Raw genomic sequence first — 21,593 nt, 5'->3', positions numbered from 1 at the left:
TGGCGGGTTCGTCTCATTGACCCGATGCGGCGCAGACGCTAGGGCCATTGCGACAAAACGCAAGGAGACCCTTCATGTCCAACCCCTCGCTCCTCATCCTGCCCGGAGACGGAATTGGCCCGGAAGTTATGGCCGAAGTGCGCAGAATCATCGACTGGTTCGGCGAAAACCGCGGCCTTCACTTTGACGTGAGCGAGGATCTGGTCGGCGGCGCGGCCTATGATGCGCACGGCAAGCCCCTGTCGGATGAGACTATGGCCAAGGCGCAGGAGGTCGACGCAGTTCTTCTGGGTGCCGTGGGTGGTCCGAAATACGATGATCTGGACTTCAGCCTGAAACCCGAACGCGGTCTGCTGCGCCTGCGCAAGGAGATGGACCTGTATTCCAACCTGCGCCCGGCACAATGCTTTGACGCACTGGCGGATTTCTCATCGCTGAAAAAGAACGTGGTCGCAGGCCTCGACATCATGATCGTGCGCGAGCTGACCTCGGGCGTCTACTTCGGCGAGCCGCGCGGTATTTTCGAAGAAGGCAACGAGCGTGTGGGCATCAACACCCAGCGCTACACCGAATCCGAAATCGAACGCGCCGCACGTTCGGCCTTTGAGCTGGCCATGCGCCGGAACAAGAAACTGTGCTCGATGGAGAAAGCCAACGTGATGGAATCGGGCATTCTGTGGCGCGAGGTCGTGACCCGCGTCGGCCAGGAATACCCCGAAGTCGAACTGAGCCATATGTATGCCGACAACGGTGCGATGCAGTTGGTTCGCGCACCCAAGCAGTTCGATGTAATCGTCACCGACAACCTGTTCGGCGACGTGCTGTCCGATTGCGCCGCGATGCTGACCGGTTCGCTGGGGATGCTGCCGTCGGCTAGCCTTGGTGCGCCGATGGCGAATGGCCGCCCCAAGGCGATGTATGAACCCGTGCATGGGTCAGCCCCGGACATCACCGGTCAGGGAAAAGCCAACCCGATTGCCTGTATCCTCAGCTTTGCCATGGCGCTGCGCTACAGCTTTGATCAGGGCGCCGAGGCCGACCGCCTTGAAGCCGCGATCGAGAAAGTTCTGGCCGACGGCGTGCGCACAGCCGATCTGCTGGCCGAAGAAGGGGTCGAGCCGGTCTCGACCACCGAAATGGGCGACGCCATTCTGGTCGCGCTGGAAGCCAGCGTCTGAAAAACACCGAAGGCGGCGCGCAGGTCGCCGCCTTCCCCTAATTTGGCGCGGGTCAGTTCCCGCCAAAAATATCCTTCAGCAAGTTATCCACCGCTTTGGCAAAACCACCGGGTTTGCGTTTGGGATTTCTGGGTTTTGCCACCTGCTTGGGTTGCTCCGGCAGCATCATCGGCAATGGCGTGGGCGTCATCCCCTCGGTCACGCGCAGCATGGTTTCCCTCCATATCTCTGCGGGCAGACCGCCCCCTGTCACTCCGGACAACGGCGTGTTGTCGTCATAACCCATCCAGACACCCGCAACATAATCCGCCGTAAAGCCAATGAACCATGCGTCACGCGCTGCCTGAGTCGTGCCGGTCTTGCCTGCCACCTGCCAACCCGGCAGCTTGGCGCGTTGGCCGGTGCCTTCGGAAACGACACGCTCCATCATCCAGGTCAGTTGCCGGGCCGCGTCATCGCGGATCACACGTTCACCAATCCCTGTCGTCGTTACCATCACCGGCGTTTCATCACCCAGAAGCTTGAGTTCCGTCAGACCGTACGGTTCAACCGCTGAGCCACCGTTCAGGATGCCGGCATATGCTCCCGTCATCTCGATCAGCGTGCTTTCCGACGCGCCCAGCGCCAGTGCGGGGCCCTGCGCAAGATCGCTGGCGATACCGAAACCGCTGGCAACCGTGCGAACGTTTTCCAGCCCGGAAATCTCGGCGACTTTCACTGCTGGTATATTCAAGGAGTTCTTAAGCGCATCCGCCAGCGTGACCCGGCCATAATACTTCTTGGTATAGTTCTTGGGGCACCATTGCCCGGAACCGGGAATGTCGATGCAGTAGGGCTCGTCCACGACGATATCCAACGGGGAATACCCCAGTTCCAGCGCCGTAGCATAAACGAAGGGCTTGAACGAGGAACCGGTCTGGCGCAGCGCCTGGGTCGCCCGGTTGAACGCGCCCGATACACGGGTCTTGCGACCACCGACCATCGCGCGCACGGCGCCATCAGCGGACATCACAACGATCGCGGCTTGCGCCTTGGACCCTTCGCGCACTTTTTCCTGAAAAATGTACTGCAGCGCCTCTTCAGCCGATTTCTGCAGGCGCTGATCCAGGGTGGTGCGGATTACCACGTCCTCGGTCGTATTGCGCGTAAAGAACTCGGGCCCGCTGGCCATGACCCAGTCGGCGAAGTACCCGCCTGCCCGCGCGGCGGCGGCTTCGGAAAGCTCTGCCGGGTTATTTCGCGCTGCTGATGCCTGAGAGGCTGTCAGGTAGCCCTGCGCCTCCATCAACCCGACCACAAGCCGTGCCCGGTCCTGCGAGCGTTGGAGATCGTTGGTGGGTGCAAACCGCGTCGGGGCGACCAGCAACCCGGCCAGCATCGCAGCCTGGGACGGATTGACCTCGGCCGCCGATATCCCGAAGTACCGCTGACTTGCGGCCTCAAACCCGCGCGCACCGGCGCCAAGGAAAGCGCGGTTCAGATAAATCGTGAGAATCTCATCCTTGGAGTATTTGACCTCCATCGCCATCGCGTAGATGGCTTCCTTGGCCTTGCGCCAGAGTGACCCCTGCCGGCAATCAGCTTCATATGCGGCCTCTGATTCCCATTCGCTTGGCACATAAGGCACACCCAGACACAACAGCTTGGCCGTCTGCTGCGTGATGGTCGACCCACCGTGGCCCGACAAGGGACCGCGCCCTTCACTCAGATTGATGCGAACCGCGCTGGCCACACCCCGTGGGCTGACACCGAAATGGCGATAGAACCGCTTGTCCTCGGTCGCCACAACGGCGTTTTTGAGATGGGGCGAGACAGTGCTGGCCGTTATCACCCCGCCAAACTGATCACCGCGCCAGGCAAAGACTTTGCCGTTGCGATCCAGCAGCGTGACCGAACCACGCGCACGACCGTCCAGCAGCGCATCAACATCCGGAAGCGTAGAATAGACCACGCCGACGGCCAACATCAGCAACAGCCCGACGATTGCGCCGACACGCCACGTCAGCCCCCAGAGCAGGCGGAAAACCCACCGGAACATGCGACGGAACACGCCGCCGCCACCGCCGCCGGTGCGACGCGTTTTCTTTCGCCCAGTCCTGCGCATCGCCGTCTTTCGGGCGTTTGATTTCTTGCCAGCGGGTTTTGCAGCCCGCTTGGTCGCCGTGGGCTTGCGGCCCTTCGACGGATACCTTTTTTCTGCGACCAGTGGCGGCTTTCGGCGCTTGGACTCAGTCATGCTCAAACTCTGCCCGATTGTGCTTTTGCGTCACCTTACCTTGGCAACGCGGTCATGTAGAGGTGTGAAATTCCGGTAATTTCCCTCTCAGATTCGCTTAAAATTTAAACATGTCGGAAATTTTGTGCAAAAAATGTGCAACTTTGCCCTGATTTCCCTCGCGTCCGGGCTGTCAGACCGTTTCCTATGACGCCCGCTCAGGCTCTTTTTCTGCAGGTGCAAACAAACCGGCCTGCCCGGGAAGCAGAGGGGAAAGACGTGAAACTGATCATTGCGACAATCAAGCCGTTCAAGCTGGAGGAGGTGCGCGAGGCACTGACCGAAGCGGGCGTGCGCGGCATGATGGTAACCGAGATCAAGGGCTTTGGTTCGCAGTCGGGCCACACGGAAATCTATCGCGGCGCCGAGTACGCGGTGAACTTCGTGCCCAAGATCAAACTGGAAATCGTGGTTCCCGCCACGATGACCGACCAGATCGTCGAAACCATCACCAAAACAGCCAAAACCGGCAAGATCGGCGATGGCAAGGTTTTCGTCCTCGATGTCGAGCAGGCCCTGCGCGTGCGGACCGGGGAAACCAACGAAGAGGCGCTGTAAGGCGTCCCCACTCATAGTCATTCGAGGAAGTCACATGAACCTGATGAAATCTCTCATCCCTGCTGCCGCGCTTGTCGTGCTGCCGCAGATGGGCCTTGCGCAAGAGGCCGCCGCTGGCGAGACCGCGCAGCACACGCAATACATCCTGACCTCGCTGCTGTTTCTGGTTGGCGGGTTCCTGGTGTTCTGGATGGCCGCTGGCTTTGCCATGCTCGAGGCCGGTCTGGTGCGCTCCAAGAACGTGGCGATGCAGCTGATCAAGAACATGGGCCTGTTTTCGTTTGCCGCCATCATGTACTGGCTGGTCGGCTTCAACCTGATGTATCCGGGTGATGGCTGGATGATCCCTGGCTTCCTGGGCGCGATCGCACCCACATCGCTAGAACCCGTCGGTCTTGCCGGAGTGGAAACCGACCTGTCCTATGCCTCCGTCGGTTCGGACTTCTTCTTCCAGCTGATGTTCTGCGCCACCACTGCGTCGATTGTCTCGGGCACCATGGCGGAACGTGTCAAACTGTGGCCGTTCTTCGCCTTTGTAATCGTGCTGACCGGCATCATCTACCCGATCGAAGCATCCTGGCAGTGGGGCGGCGGCTGGCTGTCCGAGATGGGCTTCAGTGACTTCGCTGGCTCGACTCTGGTCCATGCCGCAGGTGGCTTCGCGGCGCTGGCAGGCGCCATCGTGCTGGGCCCACGTATCGGCAAGTACAACAAGGACGGCAAGGTTGTTCCGATCCCCGGTTCGAACCTGGCGCTGGCCACTTTGGGCACGTTCATCCTTTGGCTGGGTTGGTTCGGCTTCAACGGTGGTTCGCAGCTGGCAATGGGCACCATTGGAGACATGGCCGACATCAGCCGCATCTTTGCCAACACCAACATGGCTGCTGCAGCGGGTGCCGTCGCCACGCTGATCCTGACGCAACTGATGTATGGCAAGGTCGATCTGACGATGGTACTGAACGGCGCGCTGGCTGGTCTGGTGTCGATCACCGCCGAACCGCTGGCCCCGTCGCTGTTCCAGGCGCTGATCATCGGCGCAATCGGTGGCGTCATCGTCGTCCTGACCGTCCCGATGCTGGACCGCATGAAGATCGACGACGTGGTCGGCGCTATCCCGGTTCACCTGATCGCAGGTTTCTGGGGTACGTTCATCGTGGCATGGACCAACAGTGACGCCAGCTTTGTGACCCAGATCATCGGCTTTGCCGCCATCGGCATCTTCGTCTTCGTGGTCAGCTATGTCCTCTTCTCGGTTCTCAAGGCCACGGTCGGCCTGCGGGTTGGCGAAGAAGAAGAGATCAACGGGCTCGACATGGGCGAGCTGGGTATGGAAGCCTATCCGGAATTCTCCAAGGGCTAAACCTTAAGAAAAAACAAAAAAACCCGGGCAGTTCTGCCCGGGTTTTTCTTATTCAAAGCAAGCGAACTCAAGCTCCAACGTCGACAATCGCCTTGGCCAGAATCGGCACGGTTGTTGCATTCAGTCCTGCGATATTCAGACGGCTGTCACCAACCATGTAGATTCCATGGTCGGTCCGCAGTTTTTCAACCAGTTCCGGCGAGGCGCCGAGGCGCGAGAACATGCCGCGGTGCTGAGCGATGAAACCGAACCGGTCCGATCCGCTCAGGCGTTGCAGCTCGTCCGCCAGTTGCTTGCGCAATCCCAGCATGGACAAACGGGTTTCTTCCAGTTCGGCCTGCCATTCAGCACGCAGCGCTTCGTCCATCAGGATGGTCGTCACAACCCGCGCACCGTGATCGGGCGGGAAGGAATAGTTCTGGCGATTCAGGAAGGCCAGAGTGGCTTGGTTCAAAGCCGTCTGCCCCGCGTCCGCGCTGACGGCCATCAACAGGCCGGTACGCTCGCGATAGACACCGAAGTTCTTGGAACAGGACGCCGCGATCAGGCATTCCTTGACCGATGACGCCACCAACCGGACCGCCTGCGCGTCTTCTTCCAGACCGTCGCCAAACCCCTGGTAAGCAATGTCGATCATCGCCACCAAACCACGCTCGTTGATCAGGTTTACGACGTCCTGCCACTGCACCATGTTCAGATTGGCGCCGGTCGGGTTGTGGCAGCAACCATGCAGCAGAACGACGTCGCCCGCATTGGCGGTTTTCAGATCCTCGATCATGCCGTCGAAATCAACGCCGCGGGTATCGCCGTCGAAATATCGATACTGAACCGTCTCCATGCCCAGATAATTCAGAATGGACAGGTGGTTCGGCCATGTCGGGTTCGACACGAAGACGCGCGCCGAGGGGTTGGCCATGCGGATCAATTCGAACGCCTGTCGGCAGGCACCGGTCCCGCCAGGGGTCGCAACAGCTGCAATGTTTCCCCGCGGTACGGACGTGCCCAAGATCAGGCCGATCATCACATCTGCAAAGGCCGGATCGCCGGCCAGCCCTGTATAGGCTTTGGATTCCTGCTCTTCCAGTATGCGCTGCTCGGCGGCCTTGACCGAGCGCATCACCGGCGTCACACCCTCGGCATTTTTGTAGACGCCCACGCCCAGATCAATCTTCTGATCACGCGGGTCCTCGCGGTACATCTGCATCAGCATCAGGATTTTATCCGCAGGCTGCGGCTTGAGGAATTCGAACATCAGTTCTCTCCGGTTGCGACGGGAAGGGTCGGGAAGGCGCCCCATTCAGCCCAGGAGCCGTCATAAAGCGAGTGATCTTTCTTGCCCATGCGTTCAAGCGCAAGGCTGAGGATTGCAGCGGTAACGCCAGATCCGCAGGACGTGATCGCCGGTTTCGACAGATCAACGCCGGCAGCCTCGAAAACGGCACGGCAATCCTCAGGCGATTTCATTGTGCCATTGGCGTTCAACAACTGGCCAAACGGGACATTGCGCGACCCCGGAATATGACCGGAACGCAGGCCTTCCCGCGGCTCGACCTCAGTTCCGGCGAAACGGGCGGCAGAACGGGCATCAATGATCTCGTGATCTGCCAGTTTCGCTGCCGCAGACACTTGCGTGACGTCCCGAACCAAATGGTTCTGCACCCGGACTGTCATGTGGCGGTCGCGGATGACTGGCGGCAGATCCTCAAGCTCGCGCCCTTCCGCGTTCCATTTCGGCAATCCCCCATCCAGAATGGCGATGTTTTCCTGACCCATAAGCCGGAACAGCCACCAGACCCGGGCTGCGGACATCAGACCGGCCCCGTCGTAGACGACGACCTGATGACCATCACCCACGCCCATCGCCCGCAGGCGCGACATGAATTTCTCGACCGGAGGGGCCATGTGCGGCAGGTCCGAACGGTGGTCTGAAATCTCGTCGATATCGAAGAACCGCGCCCCGGGAATGTGACCCGCGTCATATTCAGCCCGGGCATCGCGGTTTTGCGAAGGCAAATACCACGACCCGTCCAGAATCCGCAGATCCGGGTCCTTGATATGTGCGGCCAGCCATTCGGTAGATACGAGGGTTTTCGGATCGTCCTGCATCAATGCCTCCCCTGAGCGAGCTTGATTTTTCCCTATACCCGGCAGCATAGGGGTTCAAGGCTGGATAGGGCTATTCCGCCGCGCGGCGCAGGCGAAAATGCTGAATAATTCCGATGAAACTGATCAAAATCCAGAACCCTTCGATCAGCATCGAAGCCAGATTGAAATTGTGCACCAGAGAATAGACGATCAGCACCGAGCCCAGAAGGTTGATCACCGGAAAGGCCAGATCGTCGGAATTCATCATTCGCATTTGCGTTGCGAAATACGCGGCGACCACGATCAAGGCGCCAAACGAACCGATTGCATCCACGATCGTGAGGGTGTTCAGAATATCGGTCATCAATGAGCCATGCCGTTTTCAGAATTGTCAGAGAGCTGTCCGTAATGGTGCATATTCAAAAACGCAGCACCCTGCGCCCCCGCGCGATACCCATGAGGCACGTCGGCTGCAAAACGCAATCCCTGTCCGGCATGTAAGGGCACCCATTCCTCACCACGCAGAATTTCAAGTGTTCCGCCCAGAACAAAGACTTCCTCGGTAACACCAACCGCATGTCCAGGCGATTCGTGGCTCTGGTTCGGGTTCAGATTGACGTGGAATGTCTCAGCCCCCAATGCGGGATCGAAAGGGAACACGATCTTGACCTCTATACTGCCGGGAAACGTGACCGTCTGAAAGACGGATGGATCGCCGATCGCCGTGTCGATCAGAGCACTCAGCGGCACTTGAAACCCTTTGGCGATTTTCCAGAGCGTAGCGATCGTCGGGCTGGATTCGCCGCGTTCGATCTGACCCAACATTGCTTTGCTGACGCCTGTCATTTCGGCCACTTTGGACAGGCTGAGGCCGGATGCTGCGCGCACATCCCTCAGCTTCAGTGTAATATCGTCAGAGTTCATGTCAGCGTCCCGCGAATCCTCTTGTGCGTTATAGCGCACATGTGATACGTGCGCTATAACGCACGAAACCCGATCTATGCAACCCGAGGCAACAGGGAAACAGCATCATGCCATTGTACCGATCCAGAACCTCCACTCATGGCCGCAACATGGCGGGCGCACGCGGCTTGTGGCGCGCCACTGGCATGGAGGATGACGATTTTGGCAAACCGATCATCGCCATCGTCAATTCGTTCACCCAATTCGTGCCCGGGCATGTGCACCTGAAGGATCTGGGCCAGATGGTTGCGCGCGAGGTCGAGGCCGCAGGCGGTGTTGCGAAAGAGTTCAACACCATCGCGGTAGATGACGGCATCGCCATGGGCCATGACGGCATGCTCTATTCGCTGCCCTCGCGCGAGGTGATCGCGGATTCGGTTGAATACATGGTCAACGCCCATTGTGCAGATGCGATGGTCTGCATCTCGAACTGCGACAAGATCACCCCCGGCATGCTGATGGCTGCGATGCGCCTGAACATCCCGGCGATCTTTGTCTCAGGTGGACCGATGGAGGCCGGCAAGATCGACATCGCGGATCTGGACGTCAAGAAAATCGACCTCGTGGACGCGATGGTTGCCGCCGCGGACGACAAGTACACCGACGAACAGGTTCAGCACATCGAGGAAAACGCCTGCCCGACCTGCGGGTCGTGTTCGGGCATGTTCACCGCGAACTCGATGAATTGCCTGGCCGAGGCGCTGGGTTTGGCGTTGCCGGGTAACGGCTCGACCCTGGCGACGCATGCTGATCGCAAGGATTTGTTCCTGGAAGCCGGCCGCCGCATCGTCGAGATCACCAAGCGGCATTACGATCTGGACGAAAAAGGCTTCCTTCCCCGCGAAATCGCCACGTTCGACGCGTTCGAAAATGCCATGAGTCTGGATATCGCGATGGGTGGGTCCACCAACACTGTTTTGCACTTGCTGGCTATCGCGCATGAGGGCGAGGTTCATTTCACCATGTCCGACATGGATCGCCTCAGCCGCAAGGTGCCGTGTTTGTGCAAGGTCGCGCCCAACACCGAGAATGTGCATATGGAAGACGTTCACCGCGCTGGCGGCATCTTCTCGATCCTGGGCGAGTTGAGCCGTGCAGGCCTGTTGCACGAAGAATGCAGCACGGTCCATTCCGCCACGATGGGTGAAGCGATTGCCAATTGGGACATCAAGATCGCCAACAACCCCAAGGCGCAGGAGCTGTTCAAGGCTGCCCCCGGCGGCGTGCGCACCACCCAGGCATTCAGCCAGTCGAACCGGTACAAGGAGCTGGACACCGACCGCGAAGGTGGTGTGATCCGCTCGAAAGAACATGCGTTCAGCCAGGACGGCGGTCTGGCGGTTCTGTTCGGAAACATCGCGCGCGACGGCTGCATCGTGAAAACTGCCGGGGTGGATGCAAACATCCTGAAGTTCACCGGGTCGGCCTATGTCTGCGAAAGCCAGGATCAGGCGGTGAACGATATCCTCACCGGCAAGGTCAAGGAAGGTGACGTGGTGGTCATCCGCTACGAAGGTCCGCGGGGCGGGCCGGGGATGCAGGAAATGCTCTACCCGACTTCGTATCTGAAATCCAAAGGTCTGGGCAAAGCCTGCGCATTGCTGACAGACGGGCGCTTCTCGGGCGGCACGTCGGGGTTGTCCATCGGTCACGTCTCGCCTGAAGCCGCCGAGGGCGGCGAGATCGGCCTGGTGCAGAACGGCGATACAATCGAGATCGACATTCCAAACCGCTCCATCCATCTGGCCGTGTCGGACGAAGAACTTGCCGCCCGTCGCGAGGAACAGGACGAGAAAGGCTGGGTGCCCACGCAGCCGCGCAAACGCAAAGTTTCAACCGCGCTGAAAGCCTACGCGAAACTGACCACCAGTGCAGCCAAAGGGGCCGTTCGCCAGGTTTGACCCCGAAACGGACCGGTTCTTTTCGCGAAGAACCGGCGGGTCTGCCTACTTAACAAAAGCTCCCGCGCCCAATCGCACCATCGGCGTTGCCGATGCCACGTTCGGACTTGGGCGCGCCGCCGTGCATTGCGCGGCGCCGGGCCCAACCAAAGGAGGTGTTTCGCAAGAAGCACTGACGATGGGCAGGAGCGTTTGCGGTTTGGTCAATCACCAAGTTTGGCGTGAACCTCGTCCAGATCGATTTCACCGATCGGCATCTTGTTTGCCGGGTTTTCGAAATCGTATTTGAATAGATCGAAATCCTGTTTGTAGATCTCATAGACCAGATGCATCGACAGGTCGTCGAAATAAGCCTCGACCGGATGCGCGCGCTTGGGCCCGTGTCCTTCGGATTCGTTGAACCGCGGAATATCCGACAATGCTATGGCGTGAGGGGTCTGGATGTGATCCAGAACATCCTGCATCCCGTCGTTGAAACGTTCGGTCCAGAAAATCCGGTCATACCGCCCGCCATTCACGATGAAAGTCGAGACATGCCCGGACATCGCCGACCAGTGAATGTCCGGATCCATCGGGCGCCGCCAGCGAATCGTATCACGCGCAAAAAGCAGGAACCGGCGAAAGCTGGCGATCTGGTCGAACTCTCCCTTGCCGTCGTCGCCGCCAACCTCGATGCCGTAATTGTACACCAGCGTCGGCACAAGGTTGCCGCGATACCGTTTCCCATTGCGCTGAATGCCGCAGATCTTGTCGAAAAACGAGCTCAGAACGCGGGTGTACGGGTTGCGCACGCAGGTAAAGGAGTAAGATGCGTGCGAGCGGACATTGGTTGAAATCGGGTCCTGACTCGGGCCAAAAGCCCATTTATGCATGCCATCTTTGGCATCATGTATGTCGCCATCAAAGAACCTGCCATGATCGGAATAATACATGATCTGCCCGATGGTCGAGCAGGCACATTTGGGCACAACACGGTAAACCATGCTTTCACTTTCGGTCATCCAGGTGCCGGGAAAACCCATCTGCTGTGCCTCCTTATCCGATCGGGTCTCAGATTGACGCGTCGGCTTTGGACCCCAAAGAAGCAAAAAAATTCTGTTTATTCAATCGCTCATCCTCAGTATCACGGTTGCGAACAGGCAAAAACGGAAATCGCGTAACTCAGATGGCAAAGATTGCCTATATTTTGCTGTGCCACAAAGACCCCGACGCGATCATCGCGCAGGCCCGGCAACTGACTGCGGCCGGTGACTGCATAGCGATCCATTTCGATGCGCGTGCAAAGGCTGAAGATTACGCCAGAATACAAACGGCCCTGAAGGACAACCCGAACGTCGCATTCGCGGTCAAACGGATCAAATGCGGCTGGGGTGCCTGGTCGCTGGTTGAGGCAACGCTCCACGCGCTTTCGGCAGCGGTCGAAAGTTTTCCGCGCGCAACGCATTTCTACATGCTGTCAGGCGACTGCATGGCGATCAAGACAGCCGAATACGTTCACGATTTCCTGAACCGCAACGATTTGGATTTCATCGAAAGCCACGACTTTTTCGAAAGCAACTGGATCAAGACCGGCATGAAGGAGGACCGGCTGATCTATCGACACTATTTCAATGAACGTACGCAAAGCGGGCGGTTCTATGCGTCATACGAAATACAAAAACGTATGGGCCTGACCCGTGAAATACCGCAAGACCTGCAGGTCATGATCGGTAGCCAATGGTGGTGCCTGCGACGCCAGACCGTGGAAAAGATCCTGGATTTCCTGCGCCAGAGACGCGATGTTGTCCGGTTCTTCGCGACAACCTGGATTCCCGACGAGACCTTTTTTCAAACGCTTGTTCGCCATCTGATCCCAAGACAGGAAATCGAAAACCGGACGCTGACCTTTCTGATGTTCTCGGATTACGGTATGCCGGTGACGTTCTATAACGACCATTATGACATGCTGCTAGGTCAGGATTATCTGTTCGCCCGCAAGATCAGCCCCGAAGCGCTTGAGCTCAAGGAAAGACTGGGCAGGCTCTATGCCAGCGACGGCATTGACTTCCAGATTTCGAATGAAGGGCGCAGCCTTTATGACTTTCTGGCCGGGCGCGGGCGGGTTGGCCGGCGTTATGCCCCGCGTTTTTGGGAAGCTGGAAACACGCTGGATCCCGGACGCGAAATCTACCTGATCGCCTGCAAGAAGTGGCACGTCGCCAAGCGGCTGGTCGATCAGATCATGTCGGAAACAGACATTCCCTGCGTTGAATACCTGTTCAACGAACAGGATTCGCCATTGCCGGACCTGGGAGGTATTGAAACCACCCTGGTCAAACGGGGCCGTCATCGGCGCGCCGTGGTGCGCATGCTTTTCGAATGCTTTGAAACTGACAGGCTGGTCCTTTGCGTGGACCCGGCAAACCTTGAGATCATTCAGGATTTTTGTGCGGATCAGGCCCGGACGCATGTTCTGGAGATCGAATGCGATTACTCGGATGAGTACCTGATCGGCCACGCCCGCCGGGTCGGACTGGCCGGGGAAAACACGCCGGCGCAGCGGGTCGCCCACCTGTTGCCCGCGCTCAGAAACTCATTGGCTTACGAATCCGAACTGATCCGCGGTGCAGGGCTTGAGGGCCATTTTCGCCTTCGCGAATCCGCCGAACGCGAAGAAAACGAAGCGGCGATCGCCGCGTTTCTGAGGATTTCGCGAGAAAAGGCGCGGTCAGTTATGCAGTTGGACTATCTGTTTCTGGACTGAGCCACGGCAGCTTGACGACCGTATCCGGGTGACGTCGAGACAGGTCTTCAGGCAATCAATCAATCGCACCCACGCCCGGTTTCCTTTTGTTGCAGAAAATGTCAGCCAACTTTTTCGCCGGAGACCTGCTGACCCCGATAGCACGTAGCCGAAACAGTCCACATCAAACTCAATATTGAAACGCACCGCGCTGGGATTATTCGATGCGCAGATCCTTCTGAGCCTTGGTGTCTATTCGGTGCGTTGCCATCGAAGAAAAAAGCCCACCGAACGGCGGGCTTTTTTTGGGGCGTTTAGACTTAGTCGTACAATACGGCGGCGATTGCCGGATCTTCCATATTGGACGCGTCATAGTAGTAGAACCCGGTATCAATCAGGGCTGGTACACTTTCACCCTTTGACGCGGCCACCGCCGCCTTTACCGTTTCGTATCCGATACCGACGGGGTTCTGGGTAATGGCCCCTGCCATCAGGCCGCTCTTGATCGCGTCCTTCTGGGCTTTGCCGCTGTCATAGCCAATAATGACCAGACCTTCGGTGCCTAGTTCCTGCACACCGTTCACAACGCCAATCGCCGATCCTTCGTTGGTTCCGAAAATGCCGTTCAGATCTGGATTGGCTGTCAGGATCGCCTTTGTGACCTCGGTGGATTTCAGATGGTCGCCCTGTCCGTACTGAACGGTTACGACCTCGATATCGGGATACTTCTCGGCAATGCGATTGACGAACCCATCGCGACGGTCGATGCCCGTGCGGCTGGTCTGGTCATGGGCCACGACGGCAACCTTTCCTTTGCCACCCAGCATTTCAGCCATCTTGTCAGCGGCCAGACCCGCAGCAGCCAGATTGTCTGTGGTCGCAGTGGACACCGGAATGTCACTGTCTACCCCGCTGTCGAATGCGATGATCGGAATGCCCTTGTCATTGGCTTGTTTCAGCAGCGGGATCGCCGCCTGGCTGTCCAGCGCGGCAAAGCCGATGGCCTTGGGGTTGTTGGCCAGCGCAGCGGCCAGCATATCGATCTGGCGATCCACCATGGTTTCGTTGTCAGGCCCTTCGAACGTGATGGTGACATTGTATTCGTTCGCCGCTTGCTCGGCACCGGCCTTCACGGCCTGCCAGAACTGGTGCTGGAACCCTTTGGACACCAGCGGGATATAGACCTCCTCGGCCACGGCCATCGAGGCCGGAACGGAAAGGCTGGCAGCACTGAGCGCCCCCAGAATGAAACGACGTGTAAACATGATTTTCTCCTCCAGTTGGTCGTTTTTTCGTTTTTTGGAATGATCAGCCGGTTTTCTTGCGCCGGGCCATGTCGGCATAGACGGCAAGGATGATGATTGCTCCGGTCACGACGGTCTGCCATTCCTGCGCGACCGACAGCACCCGCAGACCATTGGTCAGAACCGCCATGATCAGTGCGCCGATCAGCGTGCCCAGGATGGTGCCGCGCCCGCCGGACAGGGATGTGCCGCCGATCACCACGGCTGCAATCGCCTCCAGCTCGTACCCAAGACCCAATGCCGGTTGCGCCGAATTCAGCCGCGAGGCGATCAGGATTCCCGCAATGCCGCAGATCGCACCGGCCAGCGCATAGATGCGCATTTTCCACATGTCGGTGTTTACACCGGACAGGCGCACTGCCTCTTCGTTCGAGCCCAGCGCAAAAGTATAACGGCCCAGAACGGTGCGCCCCAAGATGTACGAGGCGGCGATGGCCACGAGAAACAGGATCAGAACGCCGTTGGGGATCGGCAGCGCCGGAATGACCTCACCGATCAGCGACCCGCGCGAGATCTGGTCGAAACCAGGTGTGTCATTGAAATAGATCGGCCGCGTGCCGGAAATCACCAGTGACAGACCCTTCAGGATCAGCATCATACCCAGCGTGGCGATGAAGGGCGGGATTTTCATCTTCGCCACGAATGTGCCCGAGCACAGCCCGCAAAACGCACCGGCCGCGATGGCCGCAGCCACACCCAGCAGCAATGGCATGCCCAGATAAGTCAAAACCACACCCGCGATGACTGCGCAAAACGTCATCAGCGTGCCCACCGACAGGTCAATACCGCCGGTAATGATCACCAATGTCGCTGCCACCGCCAACACTCCGTTGACCGACGTTGCCTGCAGAATGGCAATCATGTTCGAGGTCTGCATGAAGTTGGGCGATGCGATCGAGAAGCCGATCAGCAGGGCGATCAGACTGGCGAAGGCCAGCAGCTTCTGGTACGCGCCGCCTTCTGACAGGCCCGCAAGTGGCTTTTTCTTGTCGAGATCCGTTGCTGTGGTCATTGCACTGTCCCTGTAACCTGCATCGCCGCCTTGCGTTGGGTGGCCAGATGCATGATGTCTTCCTGAGTGGTGTCTTTTCCGCCGGGCAGGATGCCGGTCAGCCGGCCCTCGCACATCACGGCGATGCGATGGCTCAGCCGCATGATCTCGGGCAGTTCGGATGAGATCACGATGATGGTTTTGCCTTGTTCTGCCAGCTCTTCCAGCAGCTTGTAGATTTCCGATTTTGCGCCGACATCGATGCCGCGCGTCGGCTCGTCAAAGATCAGAATATCGCAATCCCGCAGCAACCATTTGGCAATGACAACCTTTTGCTGGTTGCCCCCTGACAACAGCCGCACTTCCTGAACGTCGGATGGCGTCCGGATGCCCAGTTGATTGATGTAGCTTTTGGCGGCGGTGCCGATTTCACTGTCGTTCAGAACGCCGCCTGTCCCGGTGAAAAGATCCATCGAAGCCAGCGCGATATTGTCCCGTACGTTCATGCCGGTAGCGAGGCCGAAGTGCTTGCGATCCTCGGAAAGGTATCCGATCCCGGCCCGCACCGCATCCCTGGGGGATCTGATCGAGACGGATTGTCCGTGCACCCGGATTTCACCACTGTCTTTCGGGTCCGCTCCAAATATGGCTCGCGCCACCTCGGTCCGGCCCGCCCCCATCAGACCCGCAAATCCCAGTATCTCACCCTTCTGGACCGAGAAGCTGACACCCTGAATTTCAACGCCCCGTGACAGGTTGCTGATCTCAAGCGAAACTTCGGCCCCGGCCAGATCGGGTACTTCCAGCGGTTCTTCCTTGACCTCGCGACCCACCATCATCGCGATGATCTGGCTGATCGGGGTTTCGGCAGCACCGACCGTACCGACATATTCGCCGTCACGCATCACCGTTACCCTGTCGGCGATCTGTTTCAGTTCGTCCATTTTGTGGCTGATATAGACGATGCCCACGCCTTCGGCCTTGAGGCGCCGAATGATTACAAAGAGTTCGGCAATCTCTGCATCGTTCAACGCCGCCGTTGGTTCATCCATGATCAGCACTTTCGAGCGGTAGGACAGAGCCTTGGCAATCTCGACCATCTGTTGCTTGGCGATGGTCAGGCCGCCGACCAGCGCCCTTGGGTCGAGCCCCAGGTTCATCGAAGCAAAGATGTCGGCTGTCTGTGCATTCAGCGCCGCATCGTCCAGTCGACCAAAGCTTTTGCGCGGCTCGCGGCCGATAAAGATGTTCTGCGCCACAGTCAGGTCGTTCATCAGGCTCAGCTCCTGATGAATAATGCCGATCCCCAGATCCTGCGCCTGACGCGGGGATTGCGGACTGACGACCCGGCCTTCGACCGACAATAACCCACCATCGCGCTGATAAATGCCTGAAAGGATTTTCATCAGCGTGCTTTTCCCGGCGCCGTTCTCGCCCATCAGCGCGTGAACCTCGCCGGGCACCAGATCGAACTGCACGGATTTCAGCGCGTGCACGCCGGGGAAGTGTTTTTCAATCCCCGTCATTTCGACCAGTTTCGTCATTTCTCCTCCCATTTGTCCCTCAGTCCCCGTGTCGCATCCGGTTCACATCACCGCTCCGATCTGCCACGGAACAAACTCGACCCCTCCGAAGCCAAGCTGCTCGCTTTTCGTCTGTTCGCCCGATGCGACGCGGATCAGAATCTCGAACAGTTCCTCGCCCTTGGCTTCGATGCTGACGCCCTCGGTGACGATGTCGCCGCAGTTCAGGTCCATGTCGTCGGACATGCGGGCATACATTTCGGAATTGGTGGCCAGCTTGATGCAGGGTGTCGGCTGATAGCCGGAAACCGAGCCGCGCCCGGTGGTGAACACAATCAGGTTCGACCCTGACGCCACCTGACCTGTGACCGAGCAGGGATCAAACCCCGGACTGTCCATGAAAACAAACCCGTGTTTGTCGACGATCTGGCCAAACTCGTACACATCGCGCAGAGGCGCCGTACCGCCCTTGGCGACCGCACCCAGCGATTTTTCCAGAATCGTCGTCAGCCCGCCGCGCTTGTTGCCGGGGCTGGGGTTGTTGTCCATCTCGCCGCCGTTTCGTTCGGTGTAGTCCTCCCACCAGCGGATGCGGGCGATCAGCTTTTCTCCAACTTCGACGGTTTCGGCACGACGGGTCAAAAGATGTTCCGCACCGTAGATTTCGGACGTCTCCGACAGAATGGTCGTGCCACCGTGCCGAACCAGCAGGTCCGAGGCGTAGCCAAGCGCCGGGTTTGCCGTGATGCCGGAATACCCGTCTGAACCGCCGCATTGCATTCCGACGGTGATTGCACTGACGGGCGCGGGTTGCCGGGTCGCCTGATTGGCCAGTTCGGCAATTCCGCGCAGCTCTTCCAGGCCCCGCTCGATGGTTCGGCGCGTGCCGCCTTCGTTCTGGATCGTCATGTAGCGGAGCGCGCCATCGGGCCGGATCGGACGCCCCCCGACAAGATCGGACACCTGCATGACTTCGCAGCCCAGACCGATCAGAAGAATGCCACCAAAATTCGGGTGCTGCGCATAGCCTGCCAATGTGCGGAACAGGGCGGCATAGCCTTCGTTCTTGCCGGACATTCCGCAACCGGTGCCATGAACAATCGGCACAATGCCGTCGACGTTGGGGTAAGCATCCAGAAGGCCCGATTTCTCGGCCGCCTCGGAAATGAAACGCGCGACCGAGCCGGAACAGTTTACGGTGGTCAAAATGCCGATGTAATTACGCGTGCCCACTTTACCGTCCGCCCGGTGAAACCCCTGAAAGGTCCGGGTGCGATGTATTTCGGGCAATGGCACGCAGGCAGACGCATGCGCATAGTCCTGCTGATGCTCTCCCATCCCAAGGTTGTGGACATGGACATGCGCGCCCGGCGCAATATCTGACTTGGCCTGCCCGATGATCTGGCCATACCGGATGACATTCGCTCCTGCGGGGATATGCACCACGGCAATCTTGTGACCGCGCCCGATTGAACCCGGCAAAGGCGCAGGCACTCCTGTCGGGCAGTCGCCAGCCGAAAGATCCCGCAGCGCAATGACCACATTGTCATCCGGGTTCAGCCTGACGGTGTCCTGCGTCTTGCCCTGAAGGCCCTTGTTTTTCTGCTGTGCTTGCATTGTTTTCCCACTTGCCTGCACAAATTGCTAATGAGCGAACCCACACTTGTCAACTAACATGTTAGTATGCTAGATCGAAAATCATGAACCGACCTCAAGACATCGACGCAACCTTGCTGCCTGAAATTGCCGTGACAGAAGGCTCGCTGGCACACCGTGTTTATCTTGCGATCAAGCAGGCTATCCTGTCCTTGGATTTCCTGCCGGGCGCAAATCTGAAAAAGGCGCCGATCTGTGAGCGGCTTGGTGTCTCGCGTGCGCCCGTGGCCGAGGCGATTGCCCGGCTGGCGGCCGAAGGGCTGGTGGATGTGGTTCCGCAATCGGGGACGCGGGTATCCTATTTCTCGATGTCGGAAATCCGCGAGGGCGTCTTTCTGCGCGAAGCCCTTGAACTGGCTACCGTCGCCAAGGTCGCCCGCGATTTTACCGAAGACCAGCGCAAGCGCCTGAGTCGCAACATGCGGCTGCAGGAACTGCTGATCGAGGATGAGGACATCCCCGGGTTCTACCAGGCCGACGAGGAATTTCACGCCCTGCTGATGGCCTTTACCGGCTTTGTCCGGCTGCCGGATGTGGCGCAAACGGTTTCGCTGCAGGTCAGCCGTGCACGCATGCTGCTGTTGCCCACCCCGGGCCGCGTTGCGGAAACGCTGCAGGAACACCGCGCGATATTCGACGCGGTCCAGGACCGCAACGAACAAGCCGCACAGGAGGCGATGCGCCATCACCTGGGACAGTTGATGCCGCGCATCGAGGTTCTGGAACGCGAAAAGCCGCACCTGTTCAACATCAGCTCCCACCCAGAGCGAGAGGCAGGATGACCGTTTCTCAGACCGAACTCCTCAACAACCGAACTTCACGCCCTGTTCCTTTGACCCGCATGGGTTTCGGAGGCGCACCATTGGGAAACCTCTATCGCAAGGTGTCCGATGCCGACGCACAGGCCGCGTTGCATGCGGCCTTCGATGCCGGGATCCGCTTCTTTGACACCGCCCCGCAATACGGGCTGGGCCGGTCTGAACAGCGCTTCGGAGAGGCCATCCCGGTCTTTGGACGTGACAACATTCAGCTTTCCACAAAGATCGGGCGCCTTCTTGTGGACTGCGAACCGCACGAGGTCACACCCGAAGCTTTCGTGGATGTTCCCCGGAAACGAATCGTATTCGACTACACCTATGACGGTGTCATGCGATCCTACGAAGCCAGCCGCGAACGGATCGGTGTCGCCAATGCCGACATTCTCCTGGTGCATGATGTTTGCGTTTTCAGCCAGGGCAGTCAGGAAGCATCCGACGCGAAGGTCCGAGAGCTTTTTGACGGCGGCGGCTACCGCGCACTGACTGAATTGCGTGAGGTGGGCGAAATCGCCGCGATCGGCGCCGGGGTCAATGAATGGCAGGTGTGCGAGAAATTGCTGGGTCTGGGGGATTTCGACGGCTTCCTTCTGGCAGGACGATACACGCTGCTGGAACAGGAGGCGCTGGACAGCTTTCTGCCGCTTTGCGAAAAGCGCGATGTCGGCATCATTCTGGGCGGTCCCTACAACTCGGGCATTCTGGCGACCGGCGCGGTTCCCGGAGCAAAGTACAATTACGTGGATGCGCCACCGGACATCATGGACAAAGTGCGCAAAATCGAGGCCGTGTGTGACGCTCACGGCACTCCGTTGATTGCGGCCGCCCTGCAGTTCGTTCTTGGGCATCCATGTGTCAAAACTGTTGTACCCGGGGCGGTCAGTGCGGCCGAGGTGAATGCGAATGTCGCCTTGCTGGAGCGCAATATTCCCGCTTCGCTGTGGTCGGACCTGAAATCCGAAGGCCTGATCCGCGCGGATGCCCCCCTGCCATCGGAGACGGCCCATGCTGCGTAACATCGATCCACTGCTTTCCCCTGACCTACTACATGCCTTGCGATCCATGGGTCACGGGGATGACATCGTTATCGCTGACGCCAATTTTCCCGGCTCCAGCGTAGGCCCCGAATGCCTGAGGGCGGATGGATCCTCGGCCGGTGATATACTTCGGGCCGTTCTCTCGGTCATGCCGCTGGATAATTTTGTCCCCGACCCCGCCCTGACCATGCAGGTGGTGGGAAACCCCGAGGCGATCCCCGAAGCGGTGGCCGACTTTCAATCCATCATTCACCAGACAGCCGACAACCCCGTCGAAATACAAAGCCTTGAGCGCTTTGCATTCTATGAACGCGCATCCCAAGCTTTCGCCATCGTCCAGACCGGCGAACGCAGGCTTTATGGCAACATCATCCTGAAAAAAGGCGTGATTGGATGAGAATTGATGCTCATCAGCATTTCTGGTCTCTGGATCGGGGTGATTACGGCTGGCTGACAGCCGAGATCGGGCCGATCTACAGGGATTTTCTGCCCGCCGATCTGCTGCCCCTGATTGAGCGAGCCGGAATCGATGGCACTGTTCTGGTTCAGGCTGCCCCGACAGTTGCCGAAACTGAGTTCATGTTGTCGTTGGCGGACAAAACTTCCTTTGTCAAAGGCGTCGTGGGCTGGGTTGACTTCGAAGCACCAGACGCCTCGCAGCAGATCGCAGCGCTGGCAGAGAACCTAATCCTCGTCGGTTTGCGCCCGATGATTCAGGACATCGAAGATCCTGAATGGATGCTGCGAGAATCTCTGCACCCGGCCTTTGCGGCGCTCATCGCTCACGAACTGACCTTTGATGCGCTGACCTTGCCCAAGCATCTTGGGCCGTTGCGCCGTTTGCTGGCCAGATACCCGCAGATGCGGGTTATTGTGGATCACGCATCAAAACCGGCAATCCGGGACGGTCAGCTATCTGACTGGGCCGATGACATTACCGCAATCGCCAGCAACAGCCATGCGTTTTGCAAGCTGTCCGGACTTGTGACCGAAGCGCAGCCCGACTGGGACATCGGCGACCTGCGCCCTGTCGTGGATCATCTGCTGAACGTGTTCGGACCCGAACGCCTGATCTGGGGCAGCGACTGGCCGGTTTGCACTCTTGCCAGCAGCTATGAACGTTGGGTCGAGGTTACCGACATACTGCTTTCGGGTCTGACCCCTGAAGAACGTTCGGCAATTCTGGGCGGCAATGCGCTGCGCGCCTACAGCCTGAGGGATTGAA

General features: G+C 58.8%; 19 protein-coding genes. 9 read left to right on the top strand and 10 right to left on the bottom strand.

From position 1 onward, the window contains the following. Nucleotides 1-74 precede the first annotated feature (74 nt). Nucleotides 75-1,178, top strand: coding sequence for a 3-isopropylmalate dehydrogenase (leuB, locus tag ACR0FE_RS20410; protein ID WP_480914916.1), 1,104 nt, complete (start codon nt 75-77; stop codon nt 1,176-1,178). A gap of 52 nt (nt 1,179-1,230) precedes the next feature. Here leuB and ACR0FE_RS20405 read toward each other — a convergent pair whose 3' ends face one another. Then, nucleotides 1,231-3,414: a transglycosylase domain-containing protein gene (locus tag ACR0FE_RS20405; protein ID WP_480914914.1), complete on the bottom strand. Its 2,184-nt coding sequence runs from the start codon at nt 3,412-3,414 to the stop codon at nt 1,231-1,233. Nucleotides 3,415-3,672: 258 nt separating this feature from the next. Here ACR0FE_RS20405 and ACR0FE_RS20400 point away from each other — a divergent pair, with 258 nt between their 5' ends. Continuing rightward, nucleotides 3,673-4,011 carry a P-II family nitrogen regulator gene (locus ACR0FE_RS20400; RefSeq protein WP_170615599.1) on the top strand — a complete coding sequence of 113 codons (339 nt, stop codon included), beginning with the start codon at nt 3,673-3,675 and terminating at the stop codon, nt 4,009-4,011. A gap of 34 nt (nt 4,012-4,045) precedes the next feature. Further along, a complete protein-coding gene (locus ACR0FE_RS20395) occupies nt 4,046-5,371 on the top strand; it encodes an ammonium transporter (protein ID WP_170615601.1) in 1,326 nt (441 codons plus the stop codon). Nucleotides 5,372-5,438: 67 nt separating this feature from the next. On the opposite strand, the gene ACR0FE_RS20390 is transcribed toward ACR0FE_RS20395, so the two are convergent. The 4 genes from ACR0FE_RS20390 to ACR0FE_RS20375 all read right to left on the bottom strand — a co-directional run bounded on the left by ACR0FE_RS20390 (nt 5,439) and on the right by ACR0FE_RS20375 (nt 8,380). Beyond that, nucleotides 5,439-6,623 carry an amino acid aminotransferase gene (locus ACR0FE_RS20390; protein WP_480914912.1) on the bottom strand — a complete coding sequence of 395 codons (1,185 nt, stop codon included), beginning with the start codon at nt 6,621-6,623 and terminating at the stop codon, nt 5,439-5,441. After that, the gene (sseA, locus tag ACR0FE_RS20385; protein ID WP_170805792.1) at nt 6,623-7,477 is read right to left on the bottom strand and encodes a 3-mercaptopyruvate sulfurtransferase; all 855 of its coding nucleotides are present in this window, start codon (nt 7,475-7,477) and stop codon (nt 6,623-6,625) included. The genes ACR0FE_RS20390 and sseA overlap by 1 nt, the downstream gene beginning before the upstream one ends. A 70-nt stretch (nt 7,478-7,547) precedes the next feature. Further along, entirely contained in the window at nt 7,548-7,820 is a 273-nt protein-coding gene (locus ACR0FE_RS20380) for a CBU_0592 family membrane protein (protein WP_170681876.1), read from the bottom strand. Next, a complete protein-coding gene (locus ACR0FE_RS20375) occupies nt 7,820-8,380 on the bottom strand; it encodes an XRE family transcriptional regulator (protein WP_170681875.1) in 561 nt (186 codons plus the stop codon). Before ACR0FE_RS20375 ends, ACR0FE_RS20380 begins: the two co-directional genes overlap by 1 nt. A 107-nt stretch (nt 8,381-8,487) precedes the next feature. Between ACR0FE_RS20375 and ilvD the strand changes: the two genes are divergently transcribed. Beyond that, the gene (gene ilvD / locus ACR0FE_RS20370) at nt 8,488-10,320 is read left to right on the top strand and encodes a dihydroxy-acid dehydratase (protein WP_170681874.1); all 1,833 of its coding nucleotides are present in this window, start codon (nt 8,488-8,490) and stop codon (nt 10,318-10,320) included. A gap of 203 nt (nt 10,321-10,523) precedes the next feature. Here the strand turns inward: ilvD and ACR0FE_RS20365 are convergent, their stop codons facing one another. Then, complete coding sequence (locus ACR0FE_RS20365; protein WP_170805790.1) at nt 10,524-11,342, bottom strand: sulfotransferase family protein; 819 nt, start codon at nt 11,340-11,342, stop codon at nt 10,524-10,526. Between the two features lie 143 nt (nt 11,343-11,485). Here ACR0FE_RS20365 and ACR0FE_RS20360 point away from each other — a divergent pair, with 143 nt between their 5' ends. Then, entirely contained in the window at nt 11,486-13,063 is a 1,578-nt protein-coding gene (locus ACR0FE_RS20360) for a DUF5928 domain-containing protein (RefSeq protein WP_480914909.1), read from the top strand. A gap of 299 nt (nt 13,064-13,362) precedes the next feature. Here the strand turns inward: ACR0FE_RS20360 and ACR0FE_RS20355 are convergent, their stop codons facing one another. The 4 genes from ACR0FE_RS20355 to ACR0FE_RS20340 are packed head-to-tail and all read right to left on the bottom strand — an operon-like array spanning nt 13,363 to nt 18,477. Beyond that, the gene (locus ACR0FE_RS20355; protein WP_170681871.1) at nt 13,363-14,307 is read right to left on the bottom strand and encodes an ABC transporter substrate-binding protein; all 945 of its coding nucleotides are present in this window, start codon (nt 14,305-14,307) and stop codon (nt 13,363-13,365) included. A 43-nt stretch (nt 14,308-14,350) separates the two neighbouring features. Beyond that, nucleotides 14,351-15,358: an ABC transporter permease gene (locus tag ACR0FE_RS20350; RefSeq protein ID WP_480914907.1), complete on the bottom strand. Its 1,008-nt coding sequence runs from the start codon at nt 15,356-15,358 to the stop codon at nt 14,351-14,353. Next, nucleotides 15,355-16,881, bottom strand: a complete 1,527-nt coding sequence (locus tag ACR0FE_RS20345; protein ID WP_170619583.1) for a sugar ABC transporter ATP-binding protein — start codon at nt 16,879-16,881, stop codon at nt 15,355-15,357. Before ACR0FE_RS20345 ends, ACR0FE_RS20350 begins: the two co-directional genes overlap by 4 nt. Before the next feature lie 42 nt (nt 16,882-16,923). Then, entirely contained in the window at nt 16,924-18,477 is a 1,554-nt protein-coding gene (locus ACR0FE_RS20340) for an altronate dehydratase family protein (RefSeq protein WP_170615623.1), read from the bottom strand. 83 nt (nt 18,478-18,560) lie between these two features. Here ACR0FE_RS20340 and ACR0FE_RS20335 point away from each other — a divergent pair, with 83 nt between their 5' ends. Genes ACR0FE_RS20335 through ACR0FE_RS20320 form a run of 4 tightly spaced genes read left to right on the top strand, consistent with a single transcriptional unit; the run spans nt 18,561 to nt 21,592 of the window. Next, complete coding sequence (locus ACR0FE_RS20335; protein WP_170615625.1) at nt 18,561-19,298, top strand: GntR family transcriptional regulator; 738 nt, start codon at nt 18,561-18,563, stop codon at nt 19,296-19,298. Next, a complete protein-coding gene (locus ACR0FE_RS20330; protein ID WP_480914904.1) occupies nt 19,295-20,347 on the top strand; it encodes an aldo/keto reductase in 1,053 nt (350 codons plus the stop codon). Before ACR0FE_RS20335 ends, ACR0FE_RS20330 begins: the two co-directional genes overlap by 4 nt. Next, nucleotides 20,337-20,765: an RbsD/FucU family protein gene (locus ACR0FE_RS20325; RefSeq protein WP_480914902.1), complete on the top strand. Its 429-nt coding sequence runs from the start codon at nt 20,337-20,339 to the stop codon at nt 20,763-20,765. Before ACR0FE_RS20330 ends, ACR0FE_RS20325 begins: the two co-directional genes overlap by 11 nt. Then, nucleotides 20,762-21,592: an amidohydrolase family protein gene (locus ACR0FE_RS20320; RefSeq protein WP_321250382.1), complete on the top strand. Its 831-nt coding sequence runs from the start codon at nt 20,762-20,764 to the stop codon at nt 21,590-21,592. The genes ACR0FE_RS20325 and ACR0FE_RS20320 overlap by 4 nt, the downstream gene beginning before the upstream one ends. Nucleotide 21,593 lies beyond the last annotated feature (1 nt).

It is taken from the genome of Ruegeria sp. K7 (genome assembly GCF_056531785.1).
Note: the sequence above shows the minus strand (reverse complement) of the source record. Positions and strands in the feature narration are given on the sequence as shown.

Bases quoted from the DNA above. Each gene is read 5' to 3' on its own strand.
- ACR0FE_RS20375 (WP_170681875.1), bottom strand. From the start codon at position 8,380: ATGAACTCTGACGATATTACACTGAAGCTGAGGGATGTGCGCGCAGCA.
- ACR0FE_RS20395 (WP_170615601.1), top strand. From the start codon at position 4,046: ATGAACCTGATGAAATCTCTCATCCCTGCTGCCGCGCTTGTCGTGCTG.
- ACR0FE_RS20335 (WP_170615625.1), top strand. From the start codon at position 18,561: ATGAACCGACCTCAAGACATCGACGCAACCTTGCTGCCTGAAATTGCC.
- sseA (WP_170805792.1), bottom strand. From the start codon at position 7,477: ATGCAGGACGATCCGAAAACCCTCGTATCTACCGAATGGCTGGCCGCA.
- ACR0FE_RS20340 (WP_170615623.1), bottom strand. From the start codon at position 18,477: ATGCAAGCACAGCAGAAAAACAAGGGCCTTCAGGGCAAGACGCAGGAC.
- ACR0FE_RS20390 (WP_480914912.1), bottom strand. From the start codon at position 6,623: ATGTTCGAATTCCTCAAGCCGCAGCCTGCGGATAAAATCCTGATGCTG.
- ACR0FE_RS20405 (WP_480914914.1), bottom strand. From the start codon at position 3,414: ATGACTGAGTCCAAGCGCCGAAAGCCGCCACTGGTCGCAGAAAAAAGG.
- ACR0FE_RS20360 (WP_480914909.1), top strand. From the start codon at position 11,486: ATGGCAAAGATTGCCTATATTTTGCTGTGCCACAAAGACCCCGACGCG.
- ACR0FE_RS20350 (WP_480914907.1), bottom strand. From the start codon at position 15,358: ATGACCACAGCAACGGATCTCGACAAGAAAAAGCCACTTGCGGGCCTG.
- ACR0FE_RS20380 (WP_170681876.1), bottom strand. From the start codon at position 7,820: ATGACCGATATTCTGAACACCCTCACGATCGTGGATGCAATCGGTTCG.
- ACR0FE_RS20320 (WP_321250382.1), top strand. From the start codon at position 20,762: ATGAGAATTGATGCTCATCAGCATTTCTGGTCTCTGGATCGGGGTGAT.
- ACR0FE_RS20345 (WP_170619583.1), bottom strand. From the start codon at position 16,881: ATGACGAAACTGGTCGAAATGACGGGGATTGAAAAACACTTCCCCGGC.
- ACR0FE_RS20365 (WP_170805790.1), bottom strand. From the start codon at position 11,342: ATGGGTTTTCCCGGCACCTGGATGACCGAAAGTGAAAGCATGGTTTAC.
- ilvD (WP_170681874.1), top strand. From the start codon at position 8,488: ATGCCATTGTACCGATCCAGAACCTCCACTCATGGCCGCAACATGGCG.
- leuB (WP_480914916.1), top strand. From the start codon at position 75: ATGTCCAACCCCTCGCTCCTCATCCTGCCCGGAGACGGAATTGGCCCG.
- ACR0FE_RS20355 (WP_170681871.1), bottom strand. From the start codon at position 14,307: ATGTTTACACGTCGTTTCATTCTGGGGGCGCTCAGTGCTGCCAGCCTT.
- ACR0FE_RS20330 (WP_480914904.1), top strand. From the start codon at position 19,295: ATGACCGTTTCTCAGACCGAACTCCTCAACAACCGAACTTCACGCCCT.
- ACR0FE_RS20325 (WP_480914902.1), top strand. From the start codon at position 20,337: ATGCTGCGTAACATCGATCCACTGCTTTCCCCTGACCTACTACATGCC.